Origin of the sequence: Vibrio kyushuensis (genome assembly GCF_050337325.1) — a bacterium.
Lineage (GTDB): Bacteria > Pseudomonadota > Gammaproteobacteria > Enterobacterales > Vibrionaceae > Vibrio > Vibrio kyushuensis.
The window spans coordinates 268,753-284,151 of record NZ_JAKJSV010000007.1 but is presented as its reverse complement, the minus strand read 5'-3'; the positions used below and the strand labels follow the sequence as shown (position 1 = coordinate 284,151).

13 protein-coding genes and 2 pseudogenes are annotated in these 15,399 nt (G+C 37.3%); 13 read left to right on the top strand and 2 right to left on the bottom strand.

Annotation, left to right across the window (positions count from 1 at the left end):
* Window positions 1-16: 16 nt before the first annotated feature.
* Window positions 17-976 (top strand): glycosyltransferase, encoded by a 960-nt coding sequence (locus L4D20_RS17045; RefSeq protein WP_428802888.1) that lies wholly within the window; start codon window positions 17-19, stop codon window positions 974-976.
* A 48-nt stretch (window positions 977-1,024) separates the two neighbouring features.
* Here L4D20_RS17045 and lpxM read toward each other — a convergent pair whose 3' ends face one another.
* Complete coding sequence (gene lpxM, locus L4D20_RS17040) at window positions 1,025-1,981, bottom strand: lauroyl-Kdo(2)-lipid IV(A) myristoyltransferase (protein WP_428802781.1); 957 nt, start codon at window positions 1,979-1,981, stop codon at window positions 1,025-1,027.
* 98 nt (window positions 1,982-2,079) lie between these two features.
* Window positions 2,080-3,021: an ADP-glyceromanno-heptose 6-epimerase gene (gene rfaD / locus L4D20_RS17035; RefSeq protein ID WP_428802780.1), complete on the bottom strand. Its 942-nt coding sequence runs from the start codon at window positions 3,019-3,021 to the stop codon at window positions 2,080-2,082.
* Window positions 3,022-3,256: 235 nt separating this feature from the next.
* Here rfaD and L4D20_RS17030 point away from each other — a divergent pair, with 235 nt between their 5' ends.
* The 12 genes and pseudogenes from L4D20_RS17030 to L4D20_RS16975 all read left to right on the top strand — a co-directional run.
* Window positions 3,257-4,423 (top strand): Wzz/FepE/Etk N-terminal domain-containing protein, encoded by a 1,167-nt coding sequence (locus L4D20_RS17030; RefSeq protein ID WP_428802779.1) that lies wholly within the window; start codon window positions 3,257-3,259, stop codon window positions 4,421-4,423.
* A gap of 137 nt (window positions 4,424-4,560) precedes the next feature.
* Window positions 4,561-5,334: a glucose-1-phosphate cytidylyltransferase gene (gene rfbF, locus L4D20_RS17025; RefSeq protein ID WP_428802778.1), complete on the top strand. Its 774-nt coding sequence runs from the start codon at window positions 4,561-4,563 to the stop codon at window positions 5,332-5,334.
* 4 nt (window positions 5,335-5,338) lie between these two features.
* On the top strand, window positions 5,339-6,436 hold the full coding sequence (gene rfbG / locus L4D20_RS17020; RefSeq protein ID WP_428802777.1) for a CDP-glucose 4,6-dehydratase: 1,098 nt from the start codon (window positions 5,339-5,341) through the stop codon (window positions 6,434-6,436).
* A gap of 1 nt (window position 6,437) precedes the next feature.
* Complete coding sequence (locus tag L4D20_RS17015) at window positions 6,438-6,857, top strand: dTDP-4-dehydrorhamnose 3,5-epimerase (protein WP_428802776.1); 420 nt, start codon at window positions 6,438-6,440, stop codon at window positions 6,855-6,857.
* A gap of 4 nt (window positions 6,858-6,861) precedes the next feature.
* Window positions 6,862-7,728, top strand: coding sequence for an SDR family oxidoreductase (locus L4D20_RS17010; RefSeq protein WP_428802775.1), 867 nt, complete (start codon window positions 6,862-6,864; stop codon window positions 7,726-7,728).
* A gap of 255 nt (window positions 7,729-7,983) precedes the next feature.
* Window positions 7,984-9,240: a protoporphyrinogen/coproporphyrinogen oxidase gene (locus L4D20_RS17005; protein ID WP_428802774.1), complete on the top strand. Its 1,257-nt coding sequence runs from the start codon at window positions 7,984-7,986 to the stop codon at window positions 9,238-9,240.
* 3 nt (window positions 9,241-9,243) lie between these two features.
* A complete protein-coding gene (locus L4D20_RS17000) occupies window positions 9,244-10,497 on the top strand; it encodes an oligosaccharide flippase family protein (RefSeq protein ID WP_428802773.1) in 1,254 nt (417 codons plus the stop codon).
* A complete protein-coding gene (locus L4D20_RS16995; RefSeq protein WP_428802897.1) occupies window positions 10,484-11,728 on the top strand; it encodes a hypothetical protein in 1,245 nt (414 codons plus the stop codon). Before L4D20_RS17000 ends, L4D20_RS16995 begins: the two co-directional genes overlap by 14 nt.
* Before the next feature lie 218 nt (window positions 11,729-11,946).
* Window positions 11,947-12,630, top strand: a complete 684-nt coding sequence (locus tag L4D20_RS16990; RefSeq protein ID WP_428802772.1) for an acyltransferase family protein — start codon at window positions 11,947-11,949, stop codon at window positions 12,628-12,630.
* 319 nt (window positions 12,631-12,949) lie between these two features.
* Window positions 12,950-13,846, top strand: coding sequence for an SGNH hydrolase domain-containing protein (locus L4D20_RS16985; protein WP_428802771.1), 897 nt, complete (start codon window positions 12,950-12,952; stop codon window positions 13,844-13,846).
* A gap of 545 nt (window positions 13,847-14,391) precedes the next feature.
* Window positions 14,392-14,733: pseudogene (locus tag L4D20_RS16980) on the top strand (ISAs1 family transposase); the annotation flags it as partial.
* 170 nt (window positions 14,734-14,903) lie between these two features.
* Window positions 14,904-15,082, top strand: a pseudogene (locus L4D20_RS16975) (transposase family protein); the annotation flags it as partial.
* Window positions 15,083-15,399 lie beyond the last annotated feature (317 nt).

The window sequence follows — 15,399 nt, the reverse complement described above, 5'->3', positions numbered from 1 at the left end:
CCTTATGAATATTCTAATGTATACCCGAGCCACTTTGCCTGTTGTTAACTATGGTGGAACAGAGCGAGTTATCTGGGATCTTGTTTATTCTCTGCATTTGTTAGGACACAAAGTGACTTTGCTTGCGGGAAAGGGAACTCAATGTGATTGGGCTAGAGTCATCGAGTATCAAGCTGACGTACCGCTACAGAGTCAGCTTCCTCAAGATATTGAAGTTGTTCATTTTCACTCTAATTTTGAAGAGATAGATGTTCCGTATATTTTGACTCAGCACGGGAACTCTGACGGACCGATAAATCCAAACACGGTGTTTGTATCTTCACGGCATGCGAAGAATCATGGTGGTGAAGCTTATGTATACAATGGCCTAAATTGGGATAACTATCTTAAACCGGACCTAACTTCGACTCGTGAGCGATTTCATTTTTTGGGCAAAGCAGCTTGGCGGGTGAAGAATGTACAGGGCGCTATCGATATAACCAAAAAATCGAAGCAGCCGCTTGATGTTCTTGGTGGACATCGTCTGAATCTGAAGATGGGCTTTAGACTTACGCTAGATAAACATGTACGCTTTTTAGGCATGGTTGATGATACGGTTAAATCAAAGATCATGACCCAGTCGAAAGGGCTGGTTTTTCCAGTGACGTGGCATGAACCATTTGGTTTGGCGATTACGGAGAGTCTCTATTTTGGTTGTCCGGTATTTAGCACTCCTTACGGGTCTTTGCCCGAACTTATACATGCTGATGTAGGTTTTCTTTCTGCTAAAGAGTCCGAACTGGTAGAGGCTGTAGCCAATGCTAGTCATTTTAGTGCTACTCAGTGCCATGAATATGCAAGAGAGTTATTTAATGCAGATGTGATGGCGTGCGCTTATGTAGAAAAGTATCAAGAGGTTGTGAATGGGTGCGTACTTAATTCCCCGCTTGGTGATGTAATATCCGAATTTAAGCGACTTAAATACTCAAAAGTGTAAATATAAAAGAGTTGCGTACGTTCGTATGCAACTCCATAGCTTTGTTATTTAGTATCCCACATAAGGGTCATTACCATCTCGGCGAGTTTTGAGCAACTTTAGGATCCACATGTATTGTTCAGGCTTAGGGTTAACAAAGTCTTCTACTACTTTATTCATTACACGAGCATCTATGTACTCATCACCAGAAAGCTCATCAATAGGTGGCTTTATCTCAATCTCATATTGACCAGTCTCGATATTGTAGCTAGCAAAGGTTGGAACAATCTTTGCTTTGCTAACCTTTGCCAATTTTCCTAGCCCTGGAAGAGTCGCTTTTTCTGTGGCAAAAAAATTAACAAATACGCTTTGTTGTGGGCCATGGTCTTGATCGGGTAGGTAGTAGCCGAGATAACCATCTTTGACTGATTTTATGAATGGTTTGATGCCCCCGCTACGATCATAAACACGACCACCATATTGAACCCTCTGTTTGTGCATCAGCCAGTCTGTTAGAGGATTCTTTTGACTGTTCGCCATTGCTGATACAGGTAGGCCTGTTGATGCAAGCAAGATAGCTGGGATATCAATACACCATGAGTGAGGGACGAGTAAAATCGCACTTTGATTGTTATCTTGCAGCTCTTGAAGGTATTCAAGTCCAATAATTGATGAGTTTTGCTCAAGCCACTTTTTACTTCTTAAGCTAATTGCGGGAAAACCCAATAAAAAAGCACCTGCAGTTATAAGGCACTTTTCTAAAATAGCTTCTCGCTCTTGTTCGCTTTTTTCTGGGAAACAGAGTTGTAAATTGATTCTCGCTTTTTGCACAGAGCCTTTTCTATTTTTGCACATTTTTTTTGAAACAAAGCGTGCTAAAGAAACACGAATGAGATTAGGAAGCAGTGTTAACGGAAGGCCCAAAAGTAGACCTAGCCAAGTTCCCCAGTGCTTTGGTGTGAGAAAGCTGCGTTGAAACGTAGGGTTGTATGCTTTTGGGTCGTAATCGTTGCGTGTTTTAGTCACAGGGAAACCTTCTGCGGGCATCAAAAATAAAAAAGCCAAGAGCTATAAGATAAATCCTTGGTTTAATGACGGCAAACTTAGATTATTGGTTGATAGCGCTATTGATTGATGATGGTCATATATTCAGTAACACCTTCCGAAACAGTTTTAAACTGATGTTGGCAGCCAGCAGCTCGAAGCTTGGTTAAATCAGCCTGAGTGAATTCTTGATAGGCGCCTTTAAGGTGTTCTGGAAAAGGTATGGTTTCGACTTCTCCTTTGCCGTGAAACTCAATGACTGCTTTAGCTACTTCTTCAAAAGACTCAGCATTACCAGTGCCTAAATTGAAAATCCCAGACTGACCATTTTGTAAAAACTCAAGATTGACTGAAGCAACGTCACCAACGTAAACAAAATCACGTTTAAACGTTTGACTTCCCGCAAACAGCTTTGGGTTTTCACCTGCATTCATTTGATTGTTTAGGTGAAAAGCAACCGATGCCATTGAACCTTTGTGTTGTTCGCGAGGGCCGTAAACGTTGAAGTAGCGAAAGCCTGTAATCTGAGAAAGCTTTTCACCGTGTGCCTCTGCATCTTGCCATAAACGGCGTACATAGTTATCGAACTGCTGTTTTGAGTAGCCGTATACGTTAAGTGCGCCTTCGTATTGTTTCTCTTCAATGAAGGTGTCAGTTTCTCCATAGGTTGCAGCGGAAGAGGCATATAGGAATGGGATTTCACGTTCTAGGCAATAGTGAAGAAGCTCTTTAGAGTACTCGTAGTTATTGAGCATCATGTACTTACCATCCCACTCTGTAGTGGCAGAGCAAGCGCCTTCATGGAAGATTGCTTCGATAGGCCCAAAGTTTTCACCAGACATGATCTGAACCAGGAAATCATCTCGGTCCATATAATCAGTAATATCTAAATCGACGAGGTTTTGAAATTTCTTACCGATTTTTAGATTATCGACAACCAAAATGTCGCTGACACCTTGTTCATTAAGTGTTTTGACAATGTTGCTGCCAATCATACCAGCCCCACCAGTTACAATGATCATAAAAAGTCCTAAATATTATCTGATTCACAAAAGTATACCACCACATGTTTTTAGTAACTAATCTTTAGTGTTATCGCTAGTATCTACCCCCCACATCTTGTACACTTTCGCCGATACATAGCCCTTAGCTATGGACAGTTGAAGTTACTATTTAATTAGCGATATTAGCCTTTGAGGGCTTGACTCAAGGGCGGTAGCGTATTAGAGCATTATAGGTTTCTTAAAAGGAGTTCATGTGAAGCAAGTTGGAACAAATTATCACTCGCCTGATTTACCAGAGTTGCCTCGAGAGAATCCCAGCTTTGAGCCCCGAAATGATGACGTGGATCTATTTGAACTTTTTGGGGTTTTGTTGCGTGGCAAATGGGTTGTGACTTTAACTGCTCTGGTTGTTTCGACTATTGCGGTTGTTTACGCCATTACAGCGCAAGAGTGGTGGACTAGTCGAGCACGAATAACGCTTCCTCAAACCCAAGACTATTCCCAATATCGATTGCAGATAAAACAGTTCCAACCGTTGTTTGATATATACTCTGACAAAGGTACCTTGATCGTCAGTGATGCTTTGGATGACTTGGTTGACTCAGAAGCTATCTTTTTGGCATTCATAACAGCCTTTAATTCAAATCAAAACAAGAAAGACTTTCTAGACAATAATCCACTTTTCAATAAAATTAAGGGTGAATCGGGACTGCCTCTAGAAGCCAGCACTAGCCTCTATGAGGTAGATGAAGCAACCCGAAGGTTATACCGAGAATGGTTTGGAAGGTTATTGGCTCTGAAAGTTAAAGGGTATCGAGATGAAGTCGAGGTGTTTGATGTTTCGATGCAAGCAACCACGAAATCCGACAGTTACAAAATGCTAAATGATTATGTTTTATATGTTTCGCGATTAGTACAAAGAGATTTGCTTTTAAACCTGCAGGCGCTAATAACAAGTAAGAAAAATGAGCTTCTGCAGCAAAAGTCGGCTCTAAACTCACAAGCTAAACAGATGCTAGAAGTTGAAATTCGTCGTGCGGAGTATGCATTGGATATAGCTAAATCAGCTAATGTCAGCGAGCCCATTCAGGATTTAGGTGAGCAAGAAATATTCTCTATTAGCTTAGGTTATGACGCTATTAAAGCAAAAATTAGTGCTTTGAAAAGTGTAAATAACTTAAGTTTGATTGACCCAAGGCTACATCAAGTAGAATCAAAACTGTTGTTACTTCAGAACACACAGATAAACAGAAACGTCGAGTTTAATACATTTCGATACCTCGAAAGGCCTCAACAACCTCTTGATAGAGACGCCCCAAAGCGTGTTTTGTTGGTATTAGGTGGAGGACTATTGGGGCTAATTTTGGGTGTTGCTATTGTATTGGTGCGCTATGCGTTGTCCAAAGAAGATAATCACTAGATGTGCCTTTAGGGCGTATCCATCTTGGGATATACCCAAGATGGAGGAGAGTAGACTCGCAATACTTTAAAACTAACAATTCTTTGCGTATCATTGTGCGTAAGCTATGGAAATCGAATTCAGTATTTGGAGATAAAATGAAAGCAGTAATTCTTGCTGGTGGGTTAGGTACAAGGCTTAGCGAGGAAACATCAATTAAGCCTAAACCAATGGTTGAAGTTGGTGGTAAGCCTATACTTTGGCATATCATGAAGATGTACTCATCCCATGGTGTAAATGATTTTGTAATCTGCTGTGGATATAAAGGTTATGTAATCAAAGAGTACTTTGCTAACTACTTTATGCATATGTCTGATATCACATTTGATATGAAAGAAAATAGTATGATTGTTCATCAGAAGCGTGCAGAGCCATGGACAGTTACTCTTGTTGATACTGGCGACAAATCTATGACTGGCGGTCGTTTACGCAGAGTTAAAGAGTATCTAAAAGACGAAGAGTCATTTTGTTTTACTTACGGTGATGGCGTTGGTGACATCAATATTTCCGAACTTATCGAATTCCATAAAAAACATGAAAAAAAGGCAACGTTAACTGCAACTTATCCGCCGGGTAGGTTCGGTGCTCTAGACATTGAAAATGGAACTGTAAATAGCTTTAAGGAAAAACCGAAAGGAGATGGCGCCATGATTAATGGTGGATTCTTTGTGCTTTCTCCGGAGGTTATAGATTACATCGATGATGATAGTACTGTTTGGGAACAGTACCCTCTTAAGCAGCTTGCGGCTGATAAAGAACTTATGGCTTATGAGCATCAAGGTTTTTGGCAGCCGATGGATACGTTAAGAGATAAAAATCATCTTGAAAAGCTTTGGGATTCAAACAAGGCACCGTGGAAAAGTTGGGATTAATAGAATGTATAGTCACAAATTTAAAAATAAGAAAATACTAATTACTGGACACACTGGTTTCAAGGGCACTTGGCTGACATGCTGGTTATTGAAACTAGGTGCAAAAGTTACAGGAATATCTGATTGTATCCCGACAACCCCTTCAATGTTTGAAGAATTGAGTCTAGAGAATAAAATTGAGCATATAATTTGTGACATTCGAGATTTAGAGTCGTTGTCATCTCACATTAACCGAGTTCAGCCTGATTTTGTTTTTCATTTAGCTGCTCAACCGATTGTTTCGGAGTCTTACAAGAATCCGATTGATACTATTACGAGTAACGTTGTTGGTACAGCGAATGTATTGGAATCTCTTCGAAAAGCTGATTTTGAAACAACAGCAGTCTTTATTACGTCTGATAAATGTTATGAGAATGTCGAGTGGGAATGGGGCTATAAAGAGACTGACCACCTAGGTGGTAAAGATATTTACAGTGCCTCAAAAGGCGCTGCAGAGGTTATTTTTCATTCTTATTATGAATCGTTTTTTAAAAACAATGACAAAGTAAGGCTAGTGACTGGACGAGCTGGCAATGTAATCGGCGGTGGTGACTGGGCTAAGGACAGAATAGTTGTTGATTGTATGAAAAGCTGGTCTGTTGGTGACAAGGTTGAAATTCGAAGCCCTCAATCAACGCGTCCTTGGCAACATGTTTTAGAGCCATTAAGCGGTTATCTGACACTTGCAGCCAAACTTAGTGAAGATAAGTCACTAAATGGCCATTCATTTAACTTCGGACCTAAATCCGAGCAAAACCGTACCGTTTTGGAACTTTTGCAAGATTTAGGCACTTATTGGAATATTGACTCATCTAAAGATGGCTATGCAGTTACTGATAATATCCCATTTCATGAAGCTGGATTATTAAAACTTAACTGTGACAAGGGCCTTTTTCATCTAAAATGGGAAGCGAATCTGTACTACAGTGAGTGCGTTAAGTTTGTTGCTGAGTGGTATTACTCTTTTTATAAAGAGTCTATAAATATGATGGATATGACACTGGCACAAATTGACGAGTATGAGAACAAAGCGGAAGAAAGAAAACTCACTTGGGCCAATTGAAATGAAGCTAGATGACTTTGTAAACATTGTAGAGTTAAAGAAGATAGTCAACGTTAAAGGGGATATCTACCGAGCTTTAAAGTCATCTGAGGATTCATATCATGGATTTGGTGAAGGTTACTTTACCAATATCTACTCAGGTGAAATTAAAGGATGGAAAAAGCATAATCGCATGGTGTTAAACCTGATTGTGCCGGTAGGTTTGGTAAGGTTTCATGTTTACTGTGAACAGACCGATGAAACCAAACACTATGACATTGGATTGGATTGCTACTCACGGTTGACAATACAGCCTGGCGTTTGGGTAGCTTTTGAAGGGCTTTCTAATAATACCAGTCTAATATTGAACTTAGCATCTATTGAACATGATCCTGATGAGTCAGAAAACCGCGAACTTAATGCTATTAAACTGAAAGGTTAAGCCTATGAGAATTGGAGTAACTGGATCAACAGGAATGTTGGGAAGTGAAGTTGTTAAAGCTATTTCAAGTTCAGGATACGAGCCTCTGAGCTTAACACGTAGTAAGCTATCAAATCACACTTCATTGGAAGAAGTTGTAAAGCTGCTTTCTACACTCAATTTGAAAGTGCTAATACACTGTGCCGCTAATACCAACGTAGAGTTTTGTGAGGAACAGCCAGAGTCATGCTGGATAGAGAACAGCCTTTTTTCGGAAATATTGGCAACAGCGACAGAAAAGCTTGGTATCAAGCTTGTTTTTATTAGTAGTACAGGGCTCTACGGTGACTGGAAGGCAACGCCCTATATTGAGTATGATAAAGTGTCTCCTACAACGGTACACCATAAATCTAAATATAGTGCTGAAAACTTTATTAAGAGCCATAATAAAGACTATCTCATTATCCGTACGGGATGGTTGTTTGGCGGAAATTGGCAATCAAAAAAGAACTTTGTCGCCAATAGAATTGTAGAAGCTAAAGCTAGTGATGGTATTATTTACTCTAATGCGACACAGGTAGGTAACCCTACCTATGCTCTAGATGTGGCTAGTACTATTGTTGAGCTTATAACATTAGAATATGTAGGTTTGTTTAATTGTGTTAGTGAGGGGACTGCTTCTCGTCATGAATATGTGGCTGAAATATTGAGGATAGCTCAAATTGATGTAAAAGTGTTGCCAGCAGAAAAAAACACTTTTAACAGACTTGCTAAGGTTTCTGACAATGAGTCTGCAACTAACTTTAAATTAAATGCGCTTGGAATCGGTACTATAAGGTCTTGGCAAGATGGACTTAAAAAATATCTCTTAGAACGTAACTTATTGAAATAATAATCTTTCTTATTTGTAATTTTCGGATGTATTACTATTTAGTTGATATCTTATTGCATGTATTAACTTCCATCGGAGTGGAAGTTCTTCTAATTAATAGTGATGGCTACGTATAAGAAAAGTGTAGTTCAGTATTTTGCTAACTAAGAAAAAAGGTTTTGTATTTAATCGCTAAGAATTCTTCTTCTATCAACAATAAAAGATTTTAACCTTGGACGGAGAATTTAACGGCTCAACTAACAGAGTGCATTGATTGTGAAAAATAAGCTGGTTATATTAGGCGCGGGAGCTGCGGGTCTAGGAGCATATAACAGAGCCCAAGAGTTAAATTTGGATGTGAATGTGTTTGAAGCTAACTCTACACCAGGTGGCTTACTTGATAACTTTTCTATAAATGGTTTTAGATTTGATAATGCTGTACACCTGTCGTTCACAAAAAATGAGGTTGTACGCTCTCTATTTGACATGACTGAAGCCTATAAACACGAACCTGATTGCTTTTGTATCGAAAACGGTACCTGGCTCAAGCACCCAATTCAAAATAACCTATATCCACTTTCTTCAGAAGATAAAGTTAGTATCATTTCATCTATGTTTTGTAGAAAGGAAGCCCCGATCGAAAACTATTCAGATTGGCTAAGGGCTCAATATGGAGATGTATTTTCATCGAGATACCCAGAGAAATATACTGTTAAGTACTGGGGTCTAGCAGCCAAAGAGTTGTCGACTACTTGGGTTGGCGAACGAATGAGAAAACTAGATATTGATGAAATATTGAGAGGCGCATTTACGGAAAATAGGGAAAACCATTATTACACTAAAGAAATGAGATATCCAAAGAAGGGCGGTTTTTTCAGCTTTTTATCAAAAGTACCAAATCTAGACAGAATTAACTATAACAAAAAAGTAATGGAAATTGACACTAGAGATAAAGTCGTAAAATTTGTCGATGGTACCTCTTATTCTTATGACAAACTTGTTAGCTCATTGCCTCTTCCAGTAATTATAGGCATGCTTTCCAATGTTCCGGAAAAAGTTAGTCTTGCTTGCGACAGATTGTTATGGACAACAGTTGACTTGATTTCAGTTGGATTTAATCGAGAAAATATACCAAAAAGTCTATGGTATTACATTTATGATGAAGATATTTTATCATCTAGAGCATATTCCCCTTCGGTAAAGTCTCCAGACAATGTGCCTAAAGGAAAGTCTTCTATGCAGTTTGAAATATATAATCTATCAACTGAGTCAAGACTAGATAAAAGTGAATTGATATCTAATGTAAAAACGCATCTGCTTACCGATGGAATTTGCAAAGAAGACGACATTCTTTTCATGAAACACAAGCATTTAAACTATGGAAATGTTGTGTTCTATAATGGGATGGAAAGTGACCGAAACATAGTTTTAAACTTTCTTAATGAAACTTGCATTAAGTCAGTTGGAAGGTTTGGAGAGTGGGAGTATTTCTGGAGTGACCAAAGTTACTTGAGTGGCTATAAGGCTATCTAAAAGATGCTCTTTCACAAAATAAAAACTATAGTCAAAGATCTTGCCGCTTTATCTTTGCTCCAACTCGTAACTATGGTTATGCCTGTTTTAATGATACCTTTTCTAGCAACAGCGTTGGGAAAAGAGCAATTAGGGCAGTTAGCACTATTTCAAGCGATAGCATTTTACATTGCGTTAGCTGTAGAGTTTGGAATGGATTTTAGTGGCACTCGTCATACATCAAAGTATAAAGATGATAGGGGTATTATTAGTAGTTACTTTTTTTCTGTATTAACTATAAAATCACTTATCATATTATTATGCGCTATATTACTTCTTATCTTTGAACTGATTTTTCAAAAAGTTGGATATGCGTTACTACTGTATTGCATCGGGATCGGGGTTTTTCAAGGGCTGAATATTAACTGGTTTTATCAAGGAATTGGTAAAGTAAGAATAGTATCCATGGGCGAGAGTACTATAAAAACATTAATGTCCTGCTTAATTATCTATTGTAGTGTTATATCTGAAATAAACGTCGATCTTGTCCTACTTTTACTTTGTGTTTCAAACGCACTGACATTTGTTTTTTCATATACTTTGGTTTTTAAGTGCGTAACTTACATAAAACCGTCATTGACTGATTTAAAGTCTGTAATTAAAGGTTCGACTAAATTATTTGCCTTTAAGTTTATGTCCAATACATACTCATCTGGGGGGGTAATAATTCTAGGGGTTCTAGCTCCGATTGAGTATGCAGGCTTTTATTCATATGCAGATAAAATATTACGTTCTGTGCGGGGAGCTGTTCAACCGCTGATTAGGCTCATCTTTGCAAAGGTGTCTAGCCTCTCTAGAAAAAGCGTTCATAAACCCGCATTTAAAGCAATTGCATTGATAGCATTAATTAACACTTCATTAGCGCTGGTAATTCATGTCTATAGTGACACTATAGTTAACGTTCTGTTTGGTGAGGGTTGGGATGAGGTTAGCTCATTATTGAAATATATGGTCATACTATTGCCTATTATCGGTTTTAATACTTCGGTTACGATGTTCTATCTGATGCCTTTAGGTGAAGACTCATATCTTATTAAGCTAATTTGCATATTTTCTTTGCTATATTGTTTGATCTCTCCATTTTTAGTAAATCATCTATATGATTTTGGTGCGTTGATATCTCTGGTAGTTGTAGAAGTGCTAATAATGATTTTGTTAGCTTTAAAAGTAGGCACAATGTACAGTCGAATAGAAGGTAGTATAAATGCGAATTCTTAGGATCGGGAGTACTCACGGGTCTCCATTAAGGTACTTAGATATCCTGAATAATAAGGATATTGATCATATCACTTGGGTCACTCATGAAAATGATCTGATGGTGAAGAAAGTTTTCGAAAAGTGCCAAGAATTAGAGCCAAATTTCTCTAAAAAGTTCACTTTAGTCACATTTAAAATGACCGTAGTCGCTAACTTTTGGATTAGAGTTCTTAACTTTTTAGCTAGCAAAAAGATTAAGCTACCAGGATTTCTGGAAAAGTTTTTGATATTGATAACTAATGTTGTCTTTTATTTAACTACCAGTCAAATATATCGGAAGGTGTTAACAGAGAGCAAATACGATTTTGTTTGGTCTGGAAACAATGATTCAGACGGTGTTAATTATTCAGTTTGGGCACTTAGTATAGTGTCACCTATAAATATCGTACACTCTTATCAAGAACATCGTTGTTCATATCGCGTAGATGAAAAAGTAGCTATTTGTGCTGCTCACCATTTAATTCTTCCATCGGAAAGGAATTTACAATCATTTAATACAACTTATAACGTTGATCTTCAATACAAGACATCATTTGGAAATGAGGATTGGAGATCACAATATCTGATGAACAAAATTTCGAAAATAGCAGCCGTGAACCACCATAGCTCTAATGAGCCTAGTGTTATCATATTAGCAAGATTTGCTACTTATGGTAGAAATGGATCTAGAAGAGGCTCTAGGATCAACTATGTTGATGTAATGGAAGAGCTAGCGTCACGTGGGATCCATGTCCATTTAAATTGTCTAAAAATTGTTGATGACATAGATACTATGAACTATCAAGAGGGTAACCCTTACGATTGCTTAAAAGATAAATATCCAACATTTATTCATATCGACTCAGCTTTAGATCTCAATGATTTTAATTCGTACGGCTCCCTGAAAGGATACACAGCTGGACTTTTACATAACTATGTTGAAGACGAAGATATTAACGCCTTTAGCGAAATGAATGTACCCAACCGTCTTTTTGAGTATTTGATATCAGATGTCCCTTCGGTACTTAAATTAAGCACGTTAAAGGATGCAGAAGATTTAATTAAGTCTATGGACTTTGGAATACTTTATCAAGACTATGACGAGCTGGAAGAGAAATTAAGGAATATGAATACGACCAAAGCACCTTTAGAAAAAAAAATGAAATATTCCTTTGGGAGTTTCGTAGATATTATAATGTTGTCACATAGCTAGAATAGTACGTGTTGCTTATGTTTTTAGTAGAAATTAGCTAATTATATGATGCATTAAATATAATTACATCTCAACTTTTTCCAACCTCTTGGTAAGCGTTTATTTATAAAGATGGTAATAGATATCCCTTTCGCGTGTGTGTGACAATCAAGCAATGCCTCTTACTAATAGTATTTGGGATTTTCTACTTTATATAGTTATTCCTTTGAGTATGTATAATGACGTTTAGATATGACATAAATGGCCTAAGAGCGATAGCTATTATTGCTGTTGTTCTTTTTCATTTTAACCCTATGTGGGCTCCTGGTGGCTTTGCAGGGGTTGATGTGTTCTTTGTTATCTCTGGGTTCTTGATGACAGGAATTATTTTTACGGGATTAGAGAAAAGTAACTTTAGTTTGTTCAAGTTTTACTTGGCTCGTGCTAATAGAATCATTCCAGCCCTTTCCATTCTATGTTTGGCACTTTTGATTTTTGGCTGGCTTTATCTGATACCGCAAGATTACAGTATTCTTGGTAAAGATGTAGTTAGCAGTATGAGCTTTCTATCGAATATAGTCTATTGGACGGAGTCTGGTTACTTTGACAATGCATCTTCTGGAAAATTGTTGTTACATACATGGTCTCTTTCTACAGAGTGGCAGTTCTATTTCATCTATCCTATTGTGCTTATTGTTTTAAATAAAATTGTTCCTTTAGAATGCTTGAAAGTACTAATTGCTATAGGAACTGTTTTAGGTTTTATTTTTAGTGTTGTAGCTACGGTGAAGTGGCCAGACTTTTCTTACTATCTTCTTCCTACAAGAGCATGGGAAATGATGATAGGAGGTATGGCTTTTATCTATCCTTGGAATTTATCAGATAAAAAAGTAAACTTATCGAGATTATTGGCTTGGTGCTGATACTTACATCATATACACTTGTAACAAGTGATGTGCCTTGGCCTGGCCACACTGCATTAATTCCAGTTATTGGAACTTACTTAATGATTGTTGCAAATCAACAATCTAGCTTGATTACGAAGAATGTTCCATTTCAATATTTGGGTAAATGGTCATATTCTATTTATTTATTTATTTATGGCATTGGCCATTGATTATTATAAACAAAAACTTTTTTTCATATCATGATATATCTGTTTTACTTCTTACGTTATTTCTTGGTTTTGTATCCTACAAGTTTATTGAGTATAATAAATTCCCAAACAAGATAAAGACCGTAGTGTTCATATGTATTATATCTTTCTCTGGCATAGTTGTTAACAACAATATACTCGAATTTAATGAGAATGAAAGTTCAAGACTTGTATCAAAATATAGAAATTATCTTGATTTAAAAAATAGTATATTTAGTGATGAATATTTAAATTTATATACTAGATGTAACTACTATGATTTTGTGAATGAACGTGTGCATGATGAAATTGATAAGTCTTGTACTTCTTATACTGACAGCAGTAGTTTAAAAGGCTTCATTTGGGGTGATTCTCACGCTCAGTCCGTAGCTCACGGAATAATTAAAAAGATACCTGAAATAGAATTCATCCAGGTAACTGCATCTGGCTGTGCTCCTTCAATTTTGAAGAGAAAACAAAGTTCTCCTGTAGATAGAGCTTGCGATTATTCAAATGAAAAGGCATTCGAAGTCGTGGTGCGTAATAATCCAAAATTTATAATCTTTGCTCAACGCATATATCACCATGTAAACGAGTATGAATCAATAATTAAAAAACTAAGAGTAAGAGGGGTCACGTCTAATATTATTATATTAGGTCCAGTACCACAATGGCTACCATCGCTGCCATTAACTGTAGCCAGGAGGCATATGGATAAAAATGATGTTAAGTTTTTTGATTTTACTTTTGACGATAGAGTTAAGGTTGTAGATGAAGAAATGAAATTGAAAACTTTTGACACCGATGTTTCATATATCTCTTTGTATAGCAACTTATGTGACGATGAAGGCTGTCTTGCTAAAGTTGATGAAAATAATACTCTTTTAGTATGGGACTATGGACACTTGACCTTCGAAGGTTCTAGTTATGTTGTTAGGAATATAATTCGACCTAAAGTTATACAATATTTGATTGCAGGGCAAGATTATAAAAAGCCTAAGTAAATATAGGGCACCTATGCTCTGGATATTTCGCTATTTCCACATTGAAGCGTCGAAATGATAATAAAACCTGCTTTAACTTGAAGATCAAGTGTTTCAGTATATATACAGGCTTATACCAGAATAATGTCAGTAGTATGTTTTTAGATTATATTAAAGTTATTTAAGACTTGCGGAAGTACTGTACGGTAAAATATAAGCTTTCATTCCTTGTGTAAAAAGGCACTAATGTATTTTCCCTGAAATTAAGGACGTTTAGAGCAAGTCTTCGATATATATTTCGATATAATTAGAGCTGCAATAGACAAAGGCAGTTTTTACTATAAATCAGCATGATAGATAACCCGCTAGTTCAGGGAAACCGGATGAACACCCTTGATATATAAGGGCTCGTGAGAGGCGAGTCTTTTGTATTTAGGTTATAACCATCGCAGAGTTTTTATGTAACCCTATGAAATAAATGACCACCTTGTAGATAATTCCCATTGTTTTTAATAACTCCGAGTCTATTTCGGAGGCATAATATGAGCGAATTATAGAACCAATTTATGCATTTTCATATCATCAAAGAATATCGACAAGAAAGTAAAATTGACCAATAAATTATCGGACATTATTTTGCTGACTATTTGTGGTGTCTTGTCAGGCCATGACGGTTGGGATAGTATTATTGATTTTGGCAACGCTCGCTTAGATTTCTCAAAACGATATGTTAACTTTGTAGCTAGCATTCGATCTGCAGACACGTTGTCCCGAGTGGTGGGCATGATTAGTCCAACAGCTTTGCAAAAAAGCTTTATAGCTTGGATGAAAGATTGTCACACACTCACGGAAGGTGAAGTCACGCGACTCACGGTAAGACTTTACGAGGTTCATATGACCGCTCACAGGGAAAATTCATGAACATGCCCATGTTTAATGCGTTGATGAGTTAGTGAGTTCTCAATTTTTGAATATCGTTAGTTAGCCTAATCACATAACAATCAATTTTATGATGATCGATTTGTAGTTCATTTTCAGTGTTTTCTAATAGCTCCATTGACAAATTGGAGGTCAACCTATGAGTAACCAGCACCCATTTATGCATTTCGATGTCATTCCAGATTACCGTCAACAAGGCAAAGTCGAGCACAAGTTAACTGATATCATTCTGTTAACAATTGTGTCGTTCTGTCCGGGCAAGATGATTGGAAAGCAATTCGACTTTACGGTGAAGTTAGGTTGGACTTCTTGAAGCGATGTGTGCGATGGATTCTGAGTATCTTTTGAAGGTTCTAGCGAGCCTTTATTGACGGGGGATGTTCATGATTTTTCCGTGCCGTTCCCCCTGTCTGGTATTAGCGAGCATACATTTGGTGTTTCAGCTGACTTAGAGTTTTATAGCTCAAGTATAAAAACAATGGGTCTAGTTGTTTCGTTGAGGTTAGAAAAATCCAGCTCATAGGGTTAGAATTTACGGTTCTATATTACATAAGTTCGAAGCAATCAAATGCTAAAGAATTGCTAAATTCAATGCATTCATATTTGTTAGTTGACTCTGTGCGTTGCTTTCTTTA

Coding starts and splice junctions, on each gene's coding strand:
- L4D20_RS17000 (WP_428802773.1), top strand. CDS start 9,244: ATGCTCTTTCACAAAATAAAAACTATAGTCAAAGATCTTGCCGCTTTA.
- L4D20_RS17045 (WP_428802888.1), top strand. CDS start 17: ATGTATACCCGAGCCACTTTGCCTGTTGTTAACTATGGTGGAACAGAG.
- rfaD (WP_428802780.1), bottom strand. CDS start 3,021: ATGATCATTGTAACTGGTGGGGCTGGTATGATTGGCAGCAACATTGTC.
- rfbF (WP_428802778.1), top strand. CDS start 4,561: ATGAAAGCAGTAATTCTTGCTGGTGGGTTAGGTACAAGGCTTAGCGAG.
- L4D20_RS16990 (WP_428802772.1), top strand. CDS start 11,947: ATGACGTTTAGATATGACATAAATGGCCTAAGAGCGATAGCTATTATT.
- L4D20_RS17010 (WP_428802775.1), top strand. CDS start 6,862: ATGAGAATTGGAGTAACTGGATCAACAGGAATGTTGGGAAGTGAAGTT.
- L4D20_RS16995 (WP_428802897.1), top strand. CDS start 10,484: ATGCGAATTCTTAGGATCGGGAGTACTCACGGGTCTCCATTAAGGTAC.
- L4D20_RS17015 (WP_428802776.1), top strand. CDS start 6,438: ATGAAGCTAGATGACTTTGTAAACATTGTAGAGTTAAAGAAGATAGTC.
- rfbG (WP_428802777.1), top strand. CDS start 5,339: ATGTATAGTCACAAATTTAAAAATAAGAAAATACTAATTACTGGACAC.